15 protein-coding genes are annotated in these 16,805 nt (G+C 70.4%); 10 read left to right on the top strand and 5 right to left on the bottom strand.

Features of this window, described 5'->3' with window-relative positions; all coding sequences use genetic code 11:
• Positions 1–6: 6 nt before the first annotated feature.
• The gene (gabT, locus tag GON06_RS01540) at positions 7–1,365 is read right to left on the bottom strand and encodes a 4-aminobutyrate--2-oxoglutarate transaminase (protein WP_157310532.1); all 1,359 of its coding nucleotides are present in this window, start codon (positions 1,363–1,365) and stop codon (positions 7–9) included.
• 183 nt (positions 1,366–1,548) lie between these two features.
• Between gabT and GON06_RS01535 the strand changes: the two genes are divergently transcribed.
• On the top strand, positions 1,549–2,970 hold the full coding sequence (locus GON06_RS01535) for a PucR family transcriptional regulator (RefSeq protein WP_157310531.1): 1,422 nt from the start codon (positions 1,549–1,551) through the stop codon (positions 2,968–2,970).
• 4 nt (positions 2,971–2,974) lie between these two features.
• Here the strand turns inward: GON06_RS01535 and GON06_RS01530 are convergent, their stop codons facing one another.
• Positions 2,975–3,676 carry an MBL fold metallo-hydrolase gene (locus GON06_RS01530; RefSeq protein ID WP_157310530.1) on the bottom strand — a complete coding sequence of 234 codons (702 nt, stop codon included), beginning with the start codon at positions 3,674–3,676 and terminating at the stop codon, positions 2,975–2,977.
• A gap of 69 nt (positions 3,677–3,745) precedes the next feature.
• On the opposite strand from GON06_RS01530, the gene GON06_RS01525 reads away from it, so the two are divergent.
• Complete coding sequence (locus GON06_RS01525; RefSeq protein ID WP_157310529.1) at positions 3,746–4,342, top strand: TetR/AcrR family transcriptional regulator; 597 nt, start codon at positions 3,746–3,748, stop codon at positions 4,340–4,342.
• Here GON06_RS01525 and GON06_RS18615 read toward each other — a convergent pair.
• Positions 4,317–4,634, bottom strand: coding sequence for an ArsR/SmtB family transcription factor (locus GON06_RS18615; RefSeq protein ID WP_332837060.1), 318 nt, complete (start codon positions 4,632–4,634; stop codon positions 4,317–4,319). The genes GON06_RS01525 and GON06_RS18615 overlap by 26 nt on opposite strands.
• 53 nt (positions 4,635–4,687) lie before the next feature.
• On the opposite strand from GON06_RS18615, the gene GON06_RS01515 reads away from it, so the two are divergent.
• The gene (locus GON06_RS01515) at positions 4,688–5,893 is read left to right on the top strand and encodes an MFS transporter (protein ID WP_157310527.1); all 1,206 of its coding nucleotides are present in this window, start codon (positions 4,688–4,690) and stop codon (positions 5,891–5,893) included.
• A 14-nt stretch (positions 5,894–5,907) separates the two neighbouring features.
• Here the strand turns inward: GON06_RS01515 and GON06_RS01510 are convergent, their stop codons facing one another.
• On the bottom strand, positions 5,908–7,359 hold the full coding sequence (locus tag GON06_RS01510; RefSeq protein ID WP_157310526.1) for a helix-turn-helix domain-containing protein: 1,452 nt from the start codon (positions 7,357–7,359) through the stop codon (positions 5,908–5,910).
• Positions 7,360–7,500: 141 nt separating this feature from the next.
• Here GON06_RS01510 and aceB point away from each other — a divergent pair, with 141 nt between their 5' ends.
• From aceB to GON06_RS01485, 4 genes are all read left to right on the top strand, one after another.
• Positions 7,501–9,135 carry a malate synthase A gene (gene aceB / locus GON06_RS01500; RefSeq protein WP_157310524.1) on the top strand — a complete coding sequence of 545 codons (1,635 nt, stop codon included), beginning with the start codon at positions 7,501–7,503 and terminating at the stop codon, positions 9,133–9,135.
• Positions 9,136–9,172: 37 nt separating this feature from the next.
• Complete coding sequence (locus GON06_RS01495; protein ID WP_157310523.1) at positions 9,173–10,768, top strand: isocitrate lyase; 1,596 nt, start codon at positions 9,173–9,175, stop codon at positions 10,766–10,768.
• 70 nt (positions 10,769–10,838) lie between these two features.
• Positions 10,839–11,303, top strand: a complete 465-nt coding sequence (rraA, locus tag GON06_RS01490) for a ribonuclease E activity regulator RraA (protein ID WP_157310522.1) — start codon at positions 10,839–10,841, stop codon at positions 11,301–11,303.
• Positions 11,304–11,331: 28 nt separating this feature from the next.
• On the top strand, positions 11,332–11,724 hold the full coding sequence (locus tag GON06_RS01485) for a YccF domain-containing protein (protein ID WP_157310521.1): 393 nt from the start codon (positions 11,332–11,334) through the stop codon (positions 11,722–11,724).
• Between the two features lie 39 nt (positions 11,725–11,763).
• Here GON06_RS01485 and GON06_RS01480 read toward each other — a convergent pair whose 3' ends face one another.
• Complete coding sequence (locus tag GON06_RS01480; RefSeq protein ID WP_157310520.1) at positions 11,764–12,753, bottom strand: aldo/keto reductase; 990 nt, start codon at positions 12,751–12,753, stop codon at positions 11,764–11,766.
• A 68-nt stretch (positions 12,754–12,821) separates the two neighbouring features.
• Here GON06_RS01480 and pdxR point away from each other — a divergent pair, with 68 nt between their 5' ends.
• From pdxR to GON06_RS01465, 3 genes are all read left to right on the top strand, one after another.
• Positions 12,822–14,279, top strand: a complete 1,458-nt coding sequence (pdxR, locus tag GON06_RS01475; RefSeq protein ID WP_157310519.1) for a MocR-like pyridoxine biosynthesis transcription factor PdxR — start codon at positions 12,822–12,824, stop codon at positions 14,277–14,279.
• Between the two features lie 139 nt (positions 14,280–14,418).
• Entirely contained in the window at positions 14,419–15,507 is a 1,089-nt protein-coding gene (gene ald, locus GON06_RS01470; RefSeq protein ID WP_157310518.1) for an alanine dehydrogenase, read from the top strand.
• Between the two features lie 87 nt (positions 15,508–15,594).
• Complete coding sequence (locus GON06_RS01465) at positions 15,595–16,797, top strand: pyridoxal phosphate-dependent aminotransferase (protein ID WP_332837059.1); 1,203 nt, start codon at positions 15,595–15,597, stop codon at positions 16,795–16,797.
• Positions 16,798–16,805: the final 8 nt, after the last annotated feature.

Raw genomic sequence — 16,805 nt, 5'->3', positions numbered from 1 at the left:
GTGGTCTCAGGCCGCGGCGAGGGCGGCCGCGACGACGTCGAGGCCCTCGTTCAGCAGCTCGTCGCCGATCGAGAGCGGCGGCAGGAAACGGATGACATTGCCGAACGTGCCGCAGGTGAGCACGATCACGCCCTCCGCGATCGCGGCCTTGGCGACCTTCGCCGTCAGGGCGGCATCCGGCGCGCCGGTGGCAGGGTCGACGAACTCGGCGGCGATCATCGCGCCGTGGCCGCGGACGTCGCCGATGCGCGGGTCGCTGGCCTGCATGACCGCGAGGCGGCCGAGCAGGATGCTGCCGATCTCGGCGGCACGCTGCACGAGGCCCTCGTTCTCGAATGCGTCGATCGCCGCGATGGCGGCGGCGCAGGCGATCGGGTTGCCGCCGTAGGTGCCGCCCAGGCCGCCGGCGTGCGCGGCGTCCATGATCTCGGCGCGGCCGGTGACGCCGGCCAGCGGCAGACCCGCCGCGATGCCCTTGGCGGTCGTGATGAGGTCGGGCTCGATGCCGAAGATCTCGCTGGCGAACATGTGGCCGGTGCGGGCGAAGCCGGTCTGCACCTCGTCGGCGATGAAGACCACGCCGTTCGCGCGGCACCAGTCCACGACGTCGTTCAGGAAGCCGTCGGCGGGGACGATGAAGCCGCCCTCGCCCTGGATGGGCTCGATGATGATCGCGGCGAGGTTGTCGGCGCCGACCTGCTTCTCGATCAGGGTGATCGCGCGGGCGGCGGCCTCGGGTCCAGTCAGCCCGTCGCGCAGCGGGTACGAGCCGGGCACGCGGTAGACCTCGGGGGCGAACGGGCCGAAGCCGCTCTTGTAGGGCATCGACTTCGCGGTCAGGGCCATGGTGAGGTTGGTGCGGCCGTGGTAGCCGTGGTCGAGGGCGACGACGGCCTGGCGGCCGGTGTGCTTGCGGGCGATCTTGATCGCGTTCTCGACGGCCTCGGCACCGGAGTTGAACAGGGCGCTCTTCTTGGCGAAGTCGCCGGGGGTCAGCCGGTTCAGGGCCTCGGCGACCTCGATGTACGACTCGTACGGCGAGATCATGAAGCAGGTGTGGGTGAACTGCGCGGCCTGCGCGGCGACGGCGGCGGCGACCTTCGGGTGGGCGTTGCCGACCGAGGTCACGGCGATGCCGGAGCCCAGGTCGATCAGCGAGTTGCCGTCGGCGTCGACGACGACTCCGCCGCCTGCCGCGACGGCGGCGACGGGGATGGTGTGCGAGACGCCGGCCGAGACGGCGTCGGCCTTGCGGGCCAGGATCTCGGCGGAACGGGGGCCGGGGAGTTCGGTGACGACGCGGCGCACCTGGGGCAGTGCGGGGCCGCCGACGGGGACAGTGGTGGGCTCGTCGATGAGGGTCATGACAGCAACGCTAAGACCACCGGATGCGGGATGCATTCGCCGGAACGTACAATCTGAAACGGGTGTTCGCCACCTCGTACATCAGTGCCCCTCCCGCTCCGGTCCCACTCGTTGCGGGTGCCGGCGGCCGAACACCCGCAACGAGTGAGACCGGAGCTGCAGAAGGCCACGGAGGGATGAGAGATGGACACCACGACGCCCACCCTGCGCACGCTGCTCGCACGGCCCGCGCTGAAACTGCGGCTGCTGCCGGCGGAGCTCCCGGACGGTGCACTGGACCGCGCGCTGCGCTGGGTGCACAGCAGCGACCTCGCCGACCCGACGCCGTTCCTCGCCGACGATCTGGTGCTGCTCACCACGGGTACGCAGCTCGAGCGCACGCCGGTGGCCGACTACGTGGACCGGCTCGCGCAGCGCGGCGTGATCGGCCTCGGGTTCGGCTCCGACGTGCACCGCGCGGGAGTGCCGGAGGATCTCGCGGAGGCCTGCGCCGCGCGCGGCATCCCGCTGTTCGAGGTGCCGTACGGCACACCGTTCATCGCCGTCGCCCGCGCGCACGCCGAAGCGATCGCCGAACAGGCGTACTCCCGGCGCACCTGGGCTCTCGAGGCCCAGCGCGCCCTCGCGATCGCGTCACTGCGTCCGCAGGGACTGGATGCCGCGCTCACCGAGCTCTCCCGCCGCCTCGGCTGCGGCGTCACGATGTTCGACGACGCGGGCGGACTGGTGCACGAGCATCCGTCCGGCGCGGCGACCGCCGAGCTCACCGCCCACGCCGCAGCACTGCTCGCACGCGGAGCCACCGCGAGCGAGACGATCGAACACGGCGAGAGCGGCGCGACACTGTTCACGCTGGGCGGCACCGGACGACTGCGCGGGGTGATCGGCGTGGGCGCGGCGGCGATCGACCCCGAGACCCGCACCGTCGTCACCTCCGTGATCGCGATGGCGGGCCTCGCGCTCGAGCAGAGCGAGCGGCTCGCCCTGCGCGAGCGCCGGCTGGATGCCGCGGTGCTGACGCTGCTCAGGGAGGGTGCGGCGAACGCCGCCCGGCGGGTGCGAGAGCTGCCCGACGAGCCGGTGCGGATCGCCGCGACGGAAACCCCGCCGAACCCGGACTGGTGGCGCCGGCACGCGCCCGGCGCGCTCGTCGCGGACGGCCTCGTGGTTCTCGCGGACGCGGATGCCGGCGCAGCGGACGAGTTCGCGGCGACCTTCGACGCGAAGCTCGGACTCTCCGAGCCGGGCGACCTCGGGGAGTTCTCCCGAGCCGAGGCGCAGGCCACGGCCGCGCTGCGCCGTTCGGGCACCGGCGTGATCCGGTATGCCGCGCCCGCCGGCATCCTGGACTCCCTCGGCCCGGATGCGCGTCTCGCCGCGCAGAGCCGGCTCGCGGGACTGCGCGAGGCGGACCCTGGCCTCGAGGAGCAGCTGCGGGTGTGGCTCGAGCACGACGCACGGATCGAGCAGGCGGCCGCGATCCTCGGCATCCACCGCCACACCCTGCGAGCGCGCATCGCGCAGGCATCCGTCATCCTGCAGACCGATCTCGCGACGTTCCCCGCCCGTGCCGAGCTGTGGGCGGCGCTGCAGGCGGCGCGCTGACGCGTCAGCTCACGGCGAGCGCACCGATCAGCTGATCGGCTGTGCCGCGGAATTCCGGCCCGTGGCCGGGGAAGAGGCGGGTCTCGGGCAGTCCGCGCAGTCGATCCAGGCTCTGCGGCGTCTGGTGCGGATCGTCGCTGAACGGGCCGAGGCCGACGGCCTCGACTCCGGTGAGCACGTTGCGGGTCGTGACCGCGTCGCCCAGGAACAGCGCGTGGGCGGACGGGATGCGGATCGCGACGGAGCCCGGTGAGTGACCGGGAAGGCCGATGATCTCGGGGGCGCCTGGCAGATCGATTACGTCGCCGTCGCGGAACGCGTGCACCTCGCCGATCCGGACGGTGCGCAGGGCGCCGCGCTGGATGCCGCCGGCGAGGAAGCGCAGCACCGGCCCCAGCCGCCACGCCCCGCCCGGCGCGTGGGACTTCTCCTCTCCCCTGGCCCGCGCCGCATCCGCCTCGTGCACGTGCACGGTCACGCCGTGTTCCGCGCGCAGCCACTCGGCGACGCCGATGTGGTCGCTGTCACCATGGGTCAGGACGACTCCGCGGATGTCGGAGAGCTCGCGCCCCGCGGCGCGCAGTGCGCGCTCGAGCGCCTTGCGGTCTCCGGGAAGGCCGGCGTCGACGAGGGTGACCCCCGCGTCGGTGACGACAGCGTGCATGGCGACCAGGTCGTCGCCGATTCGAAGGATCTCTACGTTCATGATGGCTACATTAAATAGCCTTGAAGGCTAATGTCAATAGCCTTATGATCGACTCACGGGAGGAGCCGCATGCCTGCACCACAACGCGTCAGCCAGGAGGATCTCGTCGCAGCGATCCGCAGGATCGCCGAGGACGACGGGATCGACGCCGTCACGATGAGCTCGGTGGCATCCGCCGTCGGCGTCCGCACGCCGAGTCTGTACAAGAGGACCGCGGACCGGCACGGACTGCTGCGGCTCGCCGCGGACGACGCCGCCCGCGAGCTCGTCGCGGAGATGTCCGGCGCCCCACTCACCCCCGGCGAGGGCGCCGCCGGTCGGCTGCGGCGGATGGCGCACGCCCTGCGGGGTTTCGCCGGCCGCTCCCCTCGCGTCTCCGGCCTGCTGTTCGCCGCGCCGTCAGCCGCGGCCGGGCCGTCGCCCGAAGCCGGGGAGCCCCTGCTGCGCCCGCTGCTCGACGCCGTCTCCGCAGCCGCACCCGGCGATCCGCTGCCGGCGGCGCGCACCTTCACCGCCTGGATCTACGGCTTCTGCACGATGGAGCAGGCCGGCGCATTCCGCCTCGGCGGCGATGTCGACGCCGCCTTCGAGTACGGACTCGATGTGCTGCTGAGAGCGATGACCGGCGCCGGCGCCGGCGTCAGCCCCGCAGCACGGAGTCGATGAGACCGGGGAACCGCGCATCGAGCTCGGTCCGTCGCAGCTGGATCTCGTGCGTCCGCCCCTTCACGATCGTGCGGGTGAGACCGGCTTCGCGCAGCGTCTTGAAGTGATGCGAGAGCGTCGACTTCTGCAGCCCGAGCCCCCAGACATCCGCGGTCTTGGCGTGCGGCTCGCCGTCGGCGAGCACCCGGACGATCGCCAGGCGTGCCGGATCGGCCAGTGCGCGCAGCACCTCGACGAGTTCGATCCGCTCGATGTCGGGCGTCGGGTACGGGTCGACGGACGGCGATGACACGGACTTCTCCCTAATCGTTTGATGATTGTCAAACAATGCCCTACATTGATCGTATGACAGTGATCGAACGATCATACCGCGGCCCCCTTCGGCACCTGCTCCTGCTCGGCGGCGCGATGTTCCTCGTCGGCACCAACGCCTTCGTCATCGCCGGGCTGCTCCCCCGCATCTCCGTTGCGCTGCACACCACGCAGGCCGCCGTGAGCTACACCGTGACCGCCTACTCGCTCGTCGTCGCCGTCGCCGCGCCGGCGATCGCGATCCTGCTCCCCCGACTGCCGCAGCGGGTGCTCATGGCCGCAGGCGCAGGACTGTTCGCCGTCGGGACCGCCATCACCGCGATCGGGTCCGACCTCGGCTGGTTCGCCGTGGGCCGGATCCTCGCCGCCCTCGGCGGTGCGGCGCTCGTGCCCACGGCGACGGCTGTGGGAGCGGAGCTGGCCACGCCCGACCGTCGAGGACGCGCCCTCGCGATCGTCGGCGCGGGCTTCACCCTCGCCACCGCGCTCGGCGCCCCGCTCGGCACGGCTGCAGGCAGCGTCTTCGGCTGGCGAATGCCGCTGGCGGTCCTCGCCCTCGCCGGCGCGGCGATCGTCGTGCCCCTACTGGCCCTGTTCCGGATGCCCGGGCGCGGGATCACTCCGAACCTGCGCACCAGATTCGCACCGCTGGCCGATCCCCGCATCCTCCTCACCCTGATCGCGTTCGCTCTCGCCGTCGCCGCCTTCAACGTCGTCTACATCTTCAGTGGGCAGGTCACTGCAGCCGCGACGGGTGGATCGGGAACGCACCTGGCGGCACTGCTGCTCGCGTTCGGCGCAGGCGGCGTGGCAGGCAACCTCGCCGCCGGCGCGATCACCGACCGGCTCGGCGGAAGCACGGCCGCCCTCATCGCCCTCGCCGTGCAGCTGCTGGCGCTGGGGCTGATCGCACCGCTCGAGGCGGACTATCCCGCCCTGCTCCTCGCCTTCGTCGTCTGGGGTGCGGCATCCGCCGCGATCTCGATCCCGGTGCAGCACCGCCTCGTCTCGATCGCCCCCTCGGCAGCAGCGGTGACGATGTCCTGGTATTCGACGGCGCTCTATCTGGGCATCGCTCTCGCGCCGCCGCTGGGCAACGCCGCCGCAGCCCTGGGCGGAGCTCTGCTGATCCCTCTCACCGGGGCCGCGGCGACCATCGCCGCCGTCGTGCTGCTCCTCGCCGGTCACGCACGGCGGAGCCGCGAGGCGGGTGCGGAGGCGGTGGCCACCCGCGACTGACCCGCAACCATGCGTCACGCCGGGGCGTGCGCCTCCAGGAATTCGTACACGTCCGTCGTGTCGACACCGGGGAACGCACCGGTGGGCAGCGTCGCGAGCAGAGTGCGCGGGGTGCGCACGTTCGGCCAGGACTGCTGACGCCAGCGCTCCTCCAGCTCGGCCGGCGCGCGACGGCAGCACACCTCGACGGAGTGCTTCGACACCCCGCGGTTCTGCGTGTCCCGTCCGACGAACCACTTCGTGTCGTCGAAGCGCACGCCGACGCTCACCGAGTGCAGCCCCTCGCTGGAGGGCTCCACCCGCGCGGTGCACCAGTACGTGCCGTTGCCGGTGTCGGTGTACTGGTAGTACGGGTTGAACCTGTCCTCGACCTCGAACACCTCGCGGCTGGTCCAGCGCCGGCAGCACATCTGTCCCTCGATCGCGCCGAGCCTGTCGGTCGGGAAGTTCACGTCGTCGTTCTCGTAGGCCTTCGTGATCGTGCCCGACTCGTGCACCTTCAGGAAGTGCACCGGGATGCCGAGGTGCCGCGTCGCGAGGTTCGTGAACCGGTGGGCAGCCGTCTCATACGACACCGAGTAGGTATCGCGGAGGTCCTCGATCGAGATCGCGCGCCGCGCCTTGGCGTCCTGCAGCACCGGCACGACATGCGATTCCGGCACCAGCAGGGCGCCTGTCAGGTAGTTCGTCTCCACCCGCTGCCGCAGGAACTCCGCGTAGCTGCGCGGCTCGGCATGGCCGAGGATGCGGCTGCTCAGCGCCTGCAGCACGGCAGTGCGCGCATCGCCCTTGGCCTGCACCCCGGTGGAGAGGTACAGCCGGCCGTTCGCGAGGTCGGCCACGCTGCGCGTGGACTGCGGCAGATCGGGCGCGTAGTGCAGCGTGAAGCCGAGGTGCGCGGCGATCTCGGATGCCGTGCGCTGCGTCAGCGGTCCACCAGGATGCCCGACCGCGTCGAGGATCTCGCGCGCTGCGGTCTCCAACCCTTCGAAGTAGTTGTCCTGCGTCCGCATCAAGTGCCGCAGCTCGACATTGGCGCGGCGGGCCTCCTCCGGCGTCGCGGCCCGCTCGTCGCGCAGTCGCTCGATCTCGCCGTGCAGCGCGAGCATCGCGGCGAGCGCGTCATCCGGCACCGACTTGCCGATCCGGAACGACGGGATGCCGAGGGCACGGAAGGTCTGCCCCTTCATCGCGCGCTCCAGCGCGATCTCCATCGTGCTGCGCTCGTCGAGCGGCTCACCCTCGAGCAGCGCGTCGATCGTGGTGTCGAGGGCCCGCGCGATCGCCTGCAGCTGCGTGAGCTTCGGCTCGCGCTTGCCGGTCTCGACCATGGACAGCTGGCTCGGTGCGCGATCGACAGCGGATGCCAGCTCTTCGAGCGTCATCCCCCGCGCCGTGCGCAGCTGACGGATGCGCCTCCCGATCGTGAGGGCATCCGTCTCTTCTGCAGCGTCCGTGGCGCTCATGCGAGCGATTCTGTCACGAAAAAAGAAATCCAGCCAAATTTCTCCCTCGTTTTGGTCATGCGGATGCCGGAACTTCTCCCAGAGTGGATGACAAGCCACCACGGCAGACGCCATCCCGGCAGCACAGAGAGGACCACGGTCATGAGCACTCCCACCATCCAGACCACCCAGCAGGGGCCCGCGATCGTCGTCGCAGGTCCCGTCCGTGAGCGGTACGACGAGATCCTCACCCCCGCCGCGCTGGCGTTCCTCACCGAGCTGCATCACCGCTTCGCCGGTCGCCGGCACGACCGCCTCGCCGACCGGATGCGCCGCCGCTTCGAGATCGGCAACGGTCACGACCCGCGGTTCCGCGACGACACCCGGCACATCCGCGACGACGCCGACTGGCGCGTCGCCGGCGCGGGCCCAGGCCTGGAGGACCGTCGCGTCGAGATCACCGGCCCGACCGACCCGAAGATGACCATCAACGCGCTGAACTCCGGCGCCAAGGTCTGGCTGGCCGACCAGGAGGACGCCACCAGCCCGACGTGGGACAACGTGATCGGCGGGCAGCTGTCGCTGCACGACGCGATCCGCGGCACGCTGGAGCACACCAGCTCGGATGGCAAGGTGTACCGGGTCACCGCCGAGCAGACCCCCACGATCGTGATGCGCCCTCGTGGCTGGCACCTGGTCGAGAAGCACCTGAGCTTCACCGACCGCACCGGCCGACAGATGGACGCATCCGGCTCGCTGGTCGACTTCGGCCTGTACTTCTTCCACAACGCGCAGGCGCTGATCGACGACGGCCGCGGCCCGTACTTCTACATCGCCAAGCTCGAGTCCAGCGAGGAGGCGAAGCTGTGGAACGACGTCTTCTCGTTCAGCGAGGAGTACCTCGGCATCGAGCACGGCACCATCCGTGCCACCGTGCTGATCGAGACCCTGCCCGCCGCATTCGAGATGGAGGAGATCCTCTACGAGCTGCGCGACCACTGCGCGGGTCTCAACGCCGGCCGCTGGGACTACATCTTCTCGATCATCAAGAACTACCGCGGCCGCGGCGCGCGCTTCGTCCTCCCGGACCGCAGCGAGGTCACGATGACCGTGCCGTTCATGCGGGCCTACACCGAGCTGCTGGTGAAGACCTGCCACCGCCGCGGAGCCTTCGCGATCGGCGGCATGAGCGCCTTCATCCCGAACCGCCGCGACCCCGAGGTGACCGCGAGGGCGATCGAAAAGGTCGCCGCCGACAAGCGCCGCGAGGCCGGCGACGGCTTCGACGGCACCTGGGTCGCGCATCCCGACCTGATCCCCACCGCGCGGGCCGAGTTCGACGCCGTGCTGGGCGACCGGCCGAACCAGCTGGACCGGCAGCGCGACGACGTGCAGGTGCGCGCCGAGGAGCTGCTCGATGTGCGGATCGGCCGTCCCATCACGGCCGACGGTGTGCGAGACAACGTCTCCGTGGCCATCCGCTACATCGAGGCGTGGCTGCGGGGCATCGGCGCCGTCGCCATCGACAACCTCATGGAGGATGCCGCCACGGCCGAGATCAGCCGCTCGCAGGTGTGGCAGTGGATCCACCAGAGCCAGACCGTCGAGGACGGCACGCCGATCACGGCCGAGTACGTCGAGGGCCTGATCTCCGAGCTGCTCGCCACGACCTGGCGCACCGAGGGCAACCGCTTCGACGACGCCGCGGACGTGTTCCGCGAGGTCGCCCTGCGGCCCGAGTTCCCCGCCTTCCTGACCCTGCCGGCGTACTCGCGCTTCCTCGTCGAGACCGCCTGACCACCCGAACATCCACCTCCCACCGAAGGACAGAGAAATGACCCGCTACCAGGACGACATCGAGGCCATCCAGGCGCTGAAGCAGCAGAACGGCTCGCCGTGGGACGCCATCGACCCCGAGGCCGCCGCACGGATGCGCGCGCAGAACCGGTTCCGCACCGGACTCGAGATCGCGCAGTACACCGCCGACATCATGCGGCGCGACATGGCGGAGTACGACGCCGACTCGTCGGTCTACACCCAGTCGCTCGGCGTCTGGCACGGCTTCATCGGTCAGCAGAAGCTGATCTCGATCAAGAAGCACCTGAAGTCCACGAACAAGCGCTACCTGTACCTGTCCGGCTGGATGGTGGCGGCCCTGCGCTCGGAGTTCGGCCCGCTGCCCGACCAGTCGATGCACGAGAAGACGGCCGTTCCCGCCCTGATCGAGGAGCTCTACACGTTCCTGCGCCAGGCCGACGCCCGCGAACTCGACCTGCTGTTCACTCAGCTCGACGCCGCCCGCGCCGCCGGCGATGAGACCGGCGCCGAGTTCATCCAGTCGCAGATCGACGACTACGAGACCCACGTCGTGCCGATCATCGCCGACATCGACGCCGGCTTCGGCAACCCCGAGGCCACGTACCTGCTGGCGAAGAAGATGATCGAGGCCGGCGCCTGCGCGATCCAGATCGAGAACCAGGTCTCGGACGAGAAGCAGTGCGGCCACCAGGACGGCAAGGTCACCGTGCCGCACGAGGACTTCCTCGCGAAGATCAACGCGGTCCGCTACGCCTTCCTCGAGCTCGGCATCGACAACGGCATCATCGTCGCCCGGACCGACTCGCTCGGCGCCGGCCTCACCCAGAAGCTCGCCGTCTCGCAGCATCCGGGTGACCTGGGCGACCAGTACAACTCGTTCCTCGACGTCGAGGAGATCGCCGAGGGCGATCTGGGTGACGGCGACGTGATCATCAAGCGCGACGGCAAACTGCTGCGACCGAAGCGCCTCGCCAGCAACCTCTACCAGTTCCGCAAGGGCACCGGCGAGGAGCGCGTCGTGCTGGACTGCATCACCTCGCTGCGCAACGGCGCCGATCTGCTGTGGATCGAGACCGAGAAGCCGCACGTGGAGCAGATCGCCGGAATGGTCGACGCCATCCGCGCCGAGATCCCCGACGCCAAGCTGGTATACAACAACAGCCCGTCGTTCAACTGGACGCTGAACTTCCGCCAGCAGGTCTACGACGCGCTCGCCGAGCTGGGCGAGGACGTCTCGGGCTACGACCGCGACCGGCTGATGAGCGTCGAGTACGACGACACCGAGCTGGCGCGTCAGGCCGACGAGAAGATCCGCACGTTCCAGCGCGACGGCTCGGCCCGCGCCGGCATCTTCCACCACCTCATCACCCTGCCGACTTACCACACGGCCGCGCTGTCGACCGATGACCTGGCGAAGGGCTACTTCGGCGACGAGGGGATGCTGGCCTACGTGAAGGGCGTGCAGCGCCGTGAGATCCGTGGCGGCATCGCGACCGTGAAGCACCAGAACATGGCCGGCTCCGACCTGGGCGACAACCACAAGGAGTACTTCGCCGGCGAGGCCGCTCTGAAGGCCGGCGGCCAGCACAACACGATGAACCAGTTCAGCTGACGCAGTATGAGGAGGGGTCGGATGCCGCGGCATCCGGCCCCTCCTCTGCGAGACCTGTTAGGAAATCCCCATGACCTCCACCGCAGACCTCTACGACGAGCACGGCGACGCCCTGCAGTCCCTCCCGCTGCAGCTGCGCTCCTTCGGCGGCGTGACCGGCTTCGAGGGACCGATCCGCACGGTGCGCTGTTTCCAGGACAACGCGCTGCTGAAGAGCATCCTCTCCTCCCCCGGCGACGGCGCGGTGCTCGTCGTCGACGGCGCAGGCTCCCTGGTCACAGCGCTGATGGGCGACATGATCGCGCAGCTCGCGATCGACAACGGCTGGGCGGGCGTGATCATCAACGGCTGCGTGCGCGACAGCGCAGCTCTCGCGCGGATGCCGCTCGGCGTGAAGGCCCTCGGCACGAACCCTCGCAAGAGCCGCAAGGAGGGCACTGGCGAGGTGGACGTCGTCCTGTCCTTCGGCGACGTCGTGTTCCGTCCCGGTGCCCGGCTGTACGCCGACGACGACGGCGTCCTCGTCGAGCGCTGACACAGCCTGGCTGATCCACAATGGATTCATGCGCACCCTGCTGAACATCATCTGGCTGATCTTCGCCGGCTTCGGCCTGTTCCTCGGCTACGTGCTCGCGGGTGTCCTGCTGTGCATCCCGATCATCACGATCCCGTGGGCGATCGCCTCGTTCCGCACCGCGGGCTATGTGATCTGGCCGTTCGGCCGCACCATCGTCGCGAAGCCCACCGCCGGGGTGGGCTCGTTCCTCGGCAACGTGATCTGGGTGATCCTCGCGGGTTGGTGGCTGGCGCTCGGACACATCATCTCGGGCATCGCCCTGTGCATCACGATCATCGGAATCCCGATGGCGATCGCCGACTTCAAGCTCGTGCCCATCTCCCTCATGCCGCTCGGCAAGGAGATCGTCTCGACTCGCGACGGCGCGTTCGCCCGATGACGGACGGATGCCGGATGCCGCGGGGCATCCGGCATCCGATCAGCGCGGGTCGACGGGCTCCGCGTCCAACTGTGCGCGCACGTCGTCGTCGAGCACCAGGTCGGCCGCTCCCAACACCTCGTCCAGCTGAGCGACGCTCGAAACGCCGACGACGGGAATCACCGGCACCTCGCCGCCGAGCAGCCAGGCCAGCGCGACCTGGTTGGGCGTGCGGCCGATGTCGGCCGCCACCTCGTGCAGCAGGGCGCGGCGGGCGTGGCTGGTCGGGTGGTCGACGCCGCCCCACATCGGCTGGTTCAGCCGCGAGATCGCGCCCTGGTGCAGCGGCGAGTACACCGTGATCGCCAGCGGCGGGCGCTCGGCGGTGCCGGTGGATGCGGCGTAGTCGAGCATTCCGGGCGTGACGAAGTTGTTGCGCCCGTACTTGGGCGCGGGGTGAAGGTAGCTGTACTGCTGCTGCACCAGCCCGTAGGGCGCGACGCCCTGGCGCTGCGCCTCCTGCCGCGCCTCGACCAGGCGCCAGGTGGCGATGTTCGAGATGCCGGTGATGCCGACCAGGCCGCTGCGCTGCAGCTCGCCGAAGGCCGAGACGGTCTCGGCGGGGTCGGTGGCACGGTCGTCGACGTGCCCGTAGAGGACGTCGATGTGATCGATCCCGAGGTGGCGGGCGCTCTCCGGCGCCTGCCGGGCGATGATCTCGGCGGACAGCCCCTCGAAGTTGTCCTCGGTGAGCGGGATGCCGGGGTCGCGCGGCGCGGCGCCCAGTTTGGTGGCGATCCGCAGGCCGTCGCGGTTGCCGCGGTCCTTCAGCCAGCGGCCGAGCAGGTCCTCGCTGTCGCGGCCGGTGCCGCCGGACCAGACGGCGTAGTTGTTCGCGGTGTCGATGAAGGTGCCGCCGGCCTCGACGAAGCCGTCAAGGATGGCGCGGGAGGTCTGCTCGTCGACGCGGGTGCCGAAGTTCATCGCTCCCAGGCAGAGGGTGGAGACGTCGAACGAGGTGCGTCCGTCGGAGATGGTGCGGTACTGCATGTCGATTCCCTTTCGTCGGTGAGCTCCACGCTAGGAAGAGATCGGCTCGGGCATACACTCCAATCAGAATGCAGAACACCAGACCAATTATCGCGTGGGAGACGCTGCTCGAACTCGCGCCCTCCACCGCGGATGCCGGCCGTCCCGGCCGCCTGCCGGCATTGCGGGATCGGCTCGAGCATGCGCTGCGCGACGCGATCGCCGACGGCCGGCTGCCGGCCGGCGCCGCTCTACCGCCCAGCCGGGTGCTCGCCGATGCGCTCGGAGTCTCGCGCTGGGTGGTCACCGAGACGTACGGACGTCTGGTCGCCGAGGGCGTGCTCGATGCCAGGACGGGGTCGGCCACGCGCGTCTCGGCCGGATGGGCGGATGCTGCGCGACCGGCCCCGAGGGATGTCGCGCGCGACCCCGCCGCGGGCGTTGCGCTTTCACCGGCCGCTCCTCCGCGGCATCCGCGGTTCGACCTGCGTCCCGGCATCCCGGATCTGCGCGCCGTGCCGCGCTCGCGCTGGGCCGCGGCGCTGCGCGAGGGCCTCGCAGCGCTGCCGGACCGCGACCTCGCGAGCGCCTTCCCTCTCGGGCACCCGCTCGCCACCGCCGCGGTCGCCGGGTATCTCGGCCGCTCACGGCTGGTCGATGTCGAGGCCGCCCGCATCGTGATCACGCACGGCGCGACCGACGGCATGGCGCTGATCGCGTCCGCGCTGCGCGAGCGAGGGCACACGCACGTGCTCGTAGAGGACCCCAGCTGGCCGCGGCTGCGCGAGGTCGCTCGGCGGCACGGCCTGGAGCCGGTGCCCGTTCCGGTGGACGCCGAAGGCATCGACGCGGTGCGCCTGGCCGATGAGGCCACCCGCACCGGGGCTCGAGCCGCGCTGCTGACGCCCGCGCATCAGTTCCCGCTCGGCGTGGCGCTGCATCCCTCCCGCCGCGAGCGATTGGTCGCCTGGGCGCGCGAGGTCGACGGTCTGCTCATCGAGGACGACTACGACGCCGAGTTCCGCTACGACCGTCGGCCGATCGCGGCGCTGCAGCGCCTCGCGCCGGACCGGGTCGCGCTGATCGGCTCACTCTCGAAGTCGGTCACGCCGGCACTCGGCGTCGGCTGGGCGGTGCTGCCGACCTGGCTCCCGCTCGCGGATGCTCCGCCCGCTCCGTCGACGATCGACCAGGTCGCGCTCGCCCGGTTCATCGCCAACGGCGACCTCGAACGGCACCTGCGCAGCGCACGGGTCCGCTTCCGACGGCGCCGGGAGCGCCTGCTCGCCGCCCTCGCAGAGCGGATGCCCGACCTGCCCGTGTCCGGCATCGCCGCCGGCATGCACCTGGTGCTCGAACTGCCGCCCGGCGTCGTCGCCGCCGATCTGGTCGCGGCCGCGCCCGACGATCTCGCGCTGACCGCCCTGTCCCGCTACCTCATCGCGTCGCCGGCGCCCGAGGCGCTGGTGCTCGGCTACGGCGACCTCGACGACGCCCTCGTCGAGGAGGCCGTCGCGCGGCTGACCGCGCTGATCCGCCCGCGCTGACCGCCTCAGATGCCGCATCAGGTGCTGATTCTTTCTCAGTTGCGTCAGTTCGCGAGGATTCTGCGAAATCCGGTTCAGGGCATCGATGTTTCTGCGATTCTTCTCTACGCTCTGCTGTTCCCGCATCCCAGGAGAATCAATGAAGATCGGCGTCCCGACCGAGGTCAAGAACAACGAGAACCGCGTCGCCCTCACCCCCGCCGGGGCAGACCGGCTGGTGCGCGAGGGACACCGTGTGTTCGTGCAGTCCGGAGCCGGGCGCGGCTCGCGCATCGACGACGACGCGTACCGCGCCGCAGGCGCCGAGATCGTCCCCTCAGCTGAGGAAGCCTGGGGCGAGGCCGAGCTGCTGCTCAAGGTGAAGGAGCCCGTCGCGCAGGAGTACGGCTTCCTGCGCCCCGACCTCACGCTGTTCACCTACCTGCACCTGGCCGCCGACCGCCCGCTCACCGAGGCACTCGTCGCCGCAGGCACCACCGCCGTCGCCTACGAGACCGTCCAGCTGCCCGACCGCAGCCTGCCGCTGCTGGTGCCGATGAGCGAGATCGCCGGGCGCCTCTCGGTGACCGTCGGCTCCTACTCGCTGATGCGTTCCAACGGCGGGCGCGGCACGCTGCTCGGCGGCATCCCCGGCACCCGGCGCGCGAAGACCGTCGTCATCGGCGGGGGCGTCGCCGGCGAGCACGCTGCGGCGAACGCGCTCGGTCTCGGCTCGCAGGTCACAGTGATCGACATCTCGCTGCCGCGACTGCGTGAGCTCGAGCACCTCTATCCCGGTCTGGAGACCCGCGCGTCGAACCGCTACGACATCGCCGAGGAACTCAGGACGGCCGATCTCGTGATCGGATCGGTGCTCATCCCCGGCGCTGCCGCCCCGAAGCTCGTCACGGACGAGATGGTCGCGAACATGAAGCCCGGCTCCGTGCTGGTGGACATCGCGATCGACCAGGGCGGATGCTTCGAGGGCTCGCGCCCCACGACGCACGACGACCCGACGTTCGCCGTGCACGACTCGATCTACTACTGCGTCGCGAACATGCCCGGAGCCGTGCCCGAGACCGCCACGCGCGCCCTCACCAACGCGACCCTCCCCTACGTCTCGGCGATCGCCGGCAAGGGCTGGGAGCGGGCTGCCGCGGACGACGCGGCGCTGGCCAAGGGCCTGAACGTGAGCGGAGGACGCATCACGCTGCCGGCCGTCGCCGAGGCGCACGGACTCGCCGCCTGACCGCTTTGATGAGGGGAGTCAAGAATCACTGTTCTTGACGCCCCTCATCGGCTGCACCGGGGCATCCGCCCGAGTACGATCGAGATCGTGACCGAACGCGCGCCTCTCTCCCGCAAGCTCTCCGCCATCGCCGAGTCCGCCACGCTGAAGGTGGACGCCAAGGCCAAGGCTCTCAAGGCCGAGGGTAAGCCCGTCATCTCCTATGCCGCCGGCGAGCCCGACTTCGCGACGCCGCAATTCATCGTGGATGCCGCCGCGGAGGCTCTCACCGACCCGGCGAACTTCCGGTACACCCCCGCTGCCGGCCTTCCGGCGCTGCGCGAGGCGATCGCCGCCAAGACGCTGCGCGACTCGGGCCTCGAGGTCTCGCCCAGCCAGGTGATCGTGACCAACGGCGGCAAGCAGTCCGTCTATCAGGCGTTCCAGGCCGTGGTGAACCCTGGCGACGAGGTGCTCCTCCCCGCCCCCTACTGGACCACGTACCCCGAGGCGGTTCGCCTCGCCGACGGCGTGCCGGTCGAGGTGTTCGCCGGCGCCGACCAGGACTACAAGGTCACCGTCGAGCAGCTCGAGGCCGCCCGCACGCCGCGCACCACGGTGCTGCTGTTCGTCTCGCCCTCGAACCCGACCGGTTCGGTTTACTCCCCGGAGGAGACGAAGGCCATCGGCGAGTGGGCCGTGGAGCACGGCATCTGGATCATCTCGGATGAGATCTACCAGAACCTCACCTACGACGGGGTGAAGGCCACCTCTGTCGTCGAAGTCGTCCCCGAGGCCGCCGGCCAGACCATCCTCGTCAACGGCGTCGCCAAGACCTACGCGATGACCGGTTGGCGCGTGGGCTGGATGGTCGGCCCCGCCGACGCGATCAAGGTCGCGGCCAACCTGCAGTCGCACCTGACCAGCAATGTGAACAACATCGCGCAGAAGGCGGCGATCGCCGCGCTGAACGGCCCGCAGACCGAGGCCGAGCAGATGCGCGAGGCGTTCGATCGCCGTCGCCGTCTGATCGTCTCGGAGCTGTCGAAGATCGGCGGCCTCGTGGTGCCGAACCCCACCGGCGCGTTCTACGTCTACCCCGACGTGCAGGGCCTGCTCGGCCGCACATGGGGCGGGGTCACCCCGACCACCTCGCTCGAGCTCGCCGACCTCATCCTGGATCAGGCCGAGGTCGCCGTCGTGCCCGGCGAGGCCTTCGGCCCGTCCGGCTACATCCGCATGTCCTACGCGCTCGGTGACGACGCCCTGCTCGAGGGTGTGCAGCGCCTGCAGCGGCTGTTCGCCTCCTGAGGTCCGAC

The sequence above is a fragment of the Microbacterium sp. MAH-37 genome (genome assembly GCF_009758255.1).
Classification (GTDB): domain Bacteria; phylum Actinomycetota; class Actinomycetes; order Actinomycetales; family Microbacteriaceae; genus Microbacterium.
The sequence above is the reverse complement of the archived record's forward strand: the minus strand, read 5'-3'. Positions and strand labels throughout refer to the sequence as shown.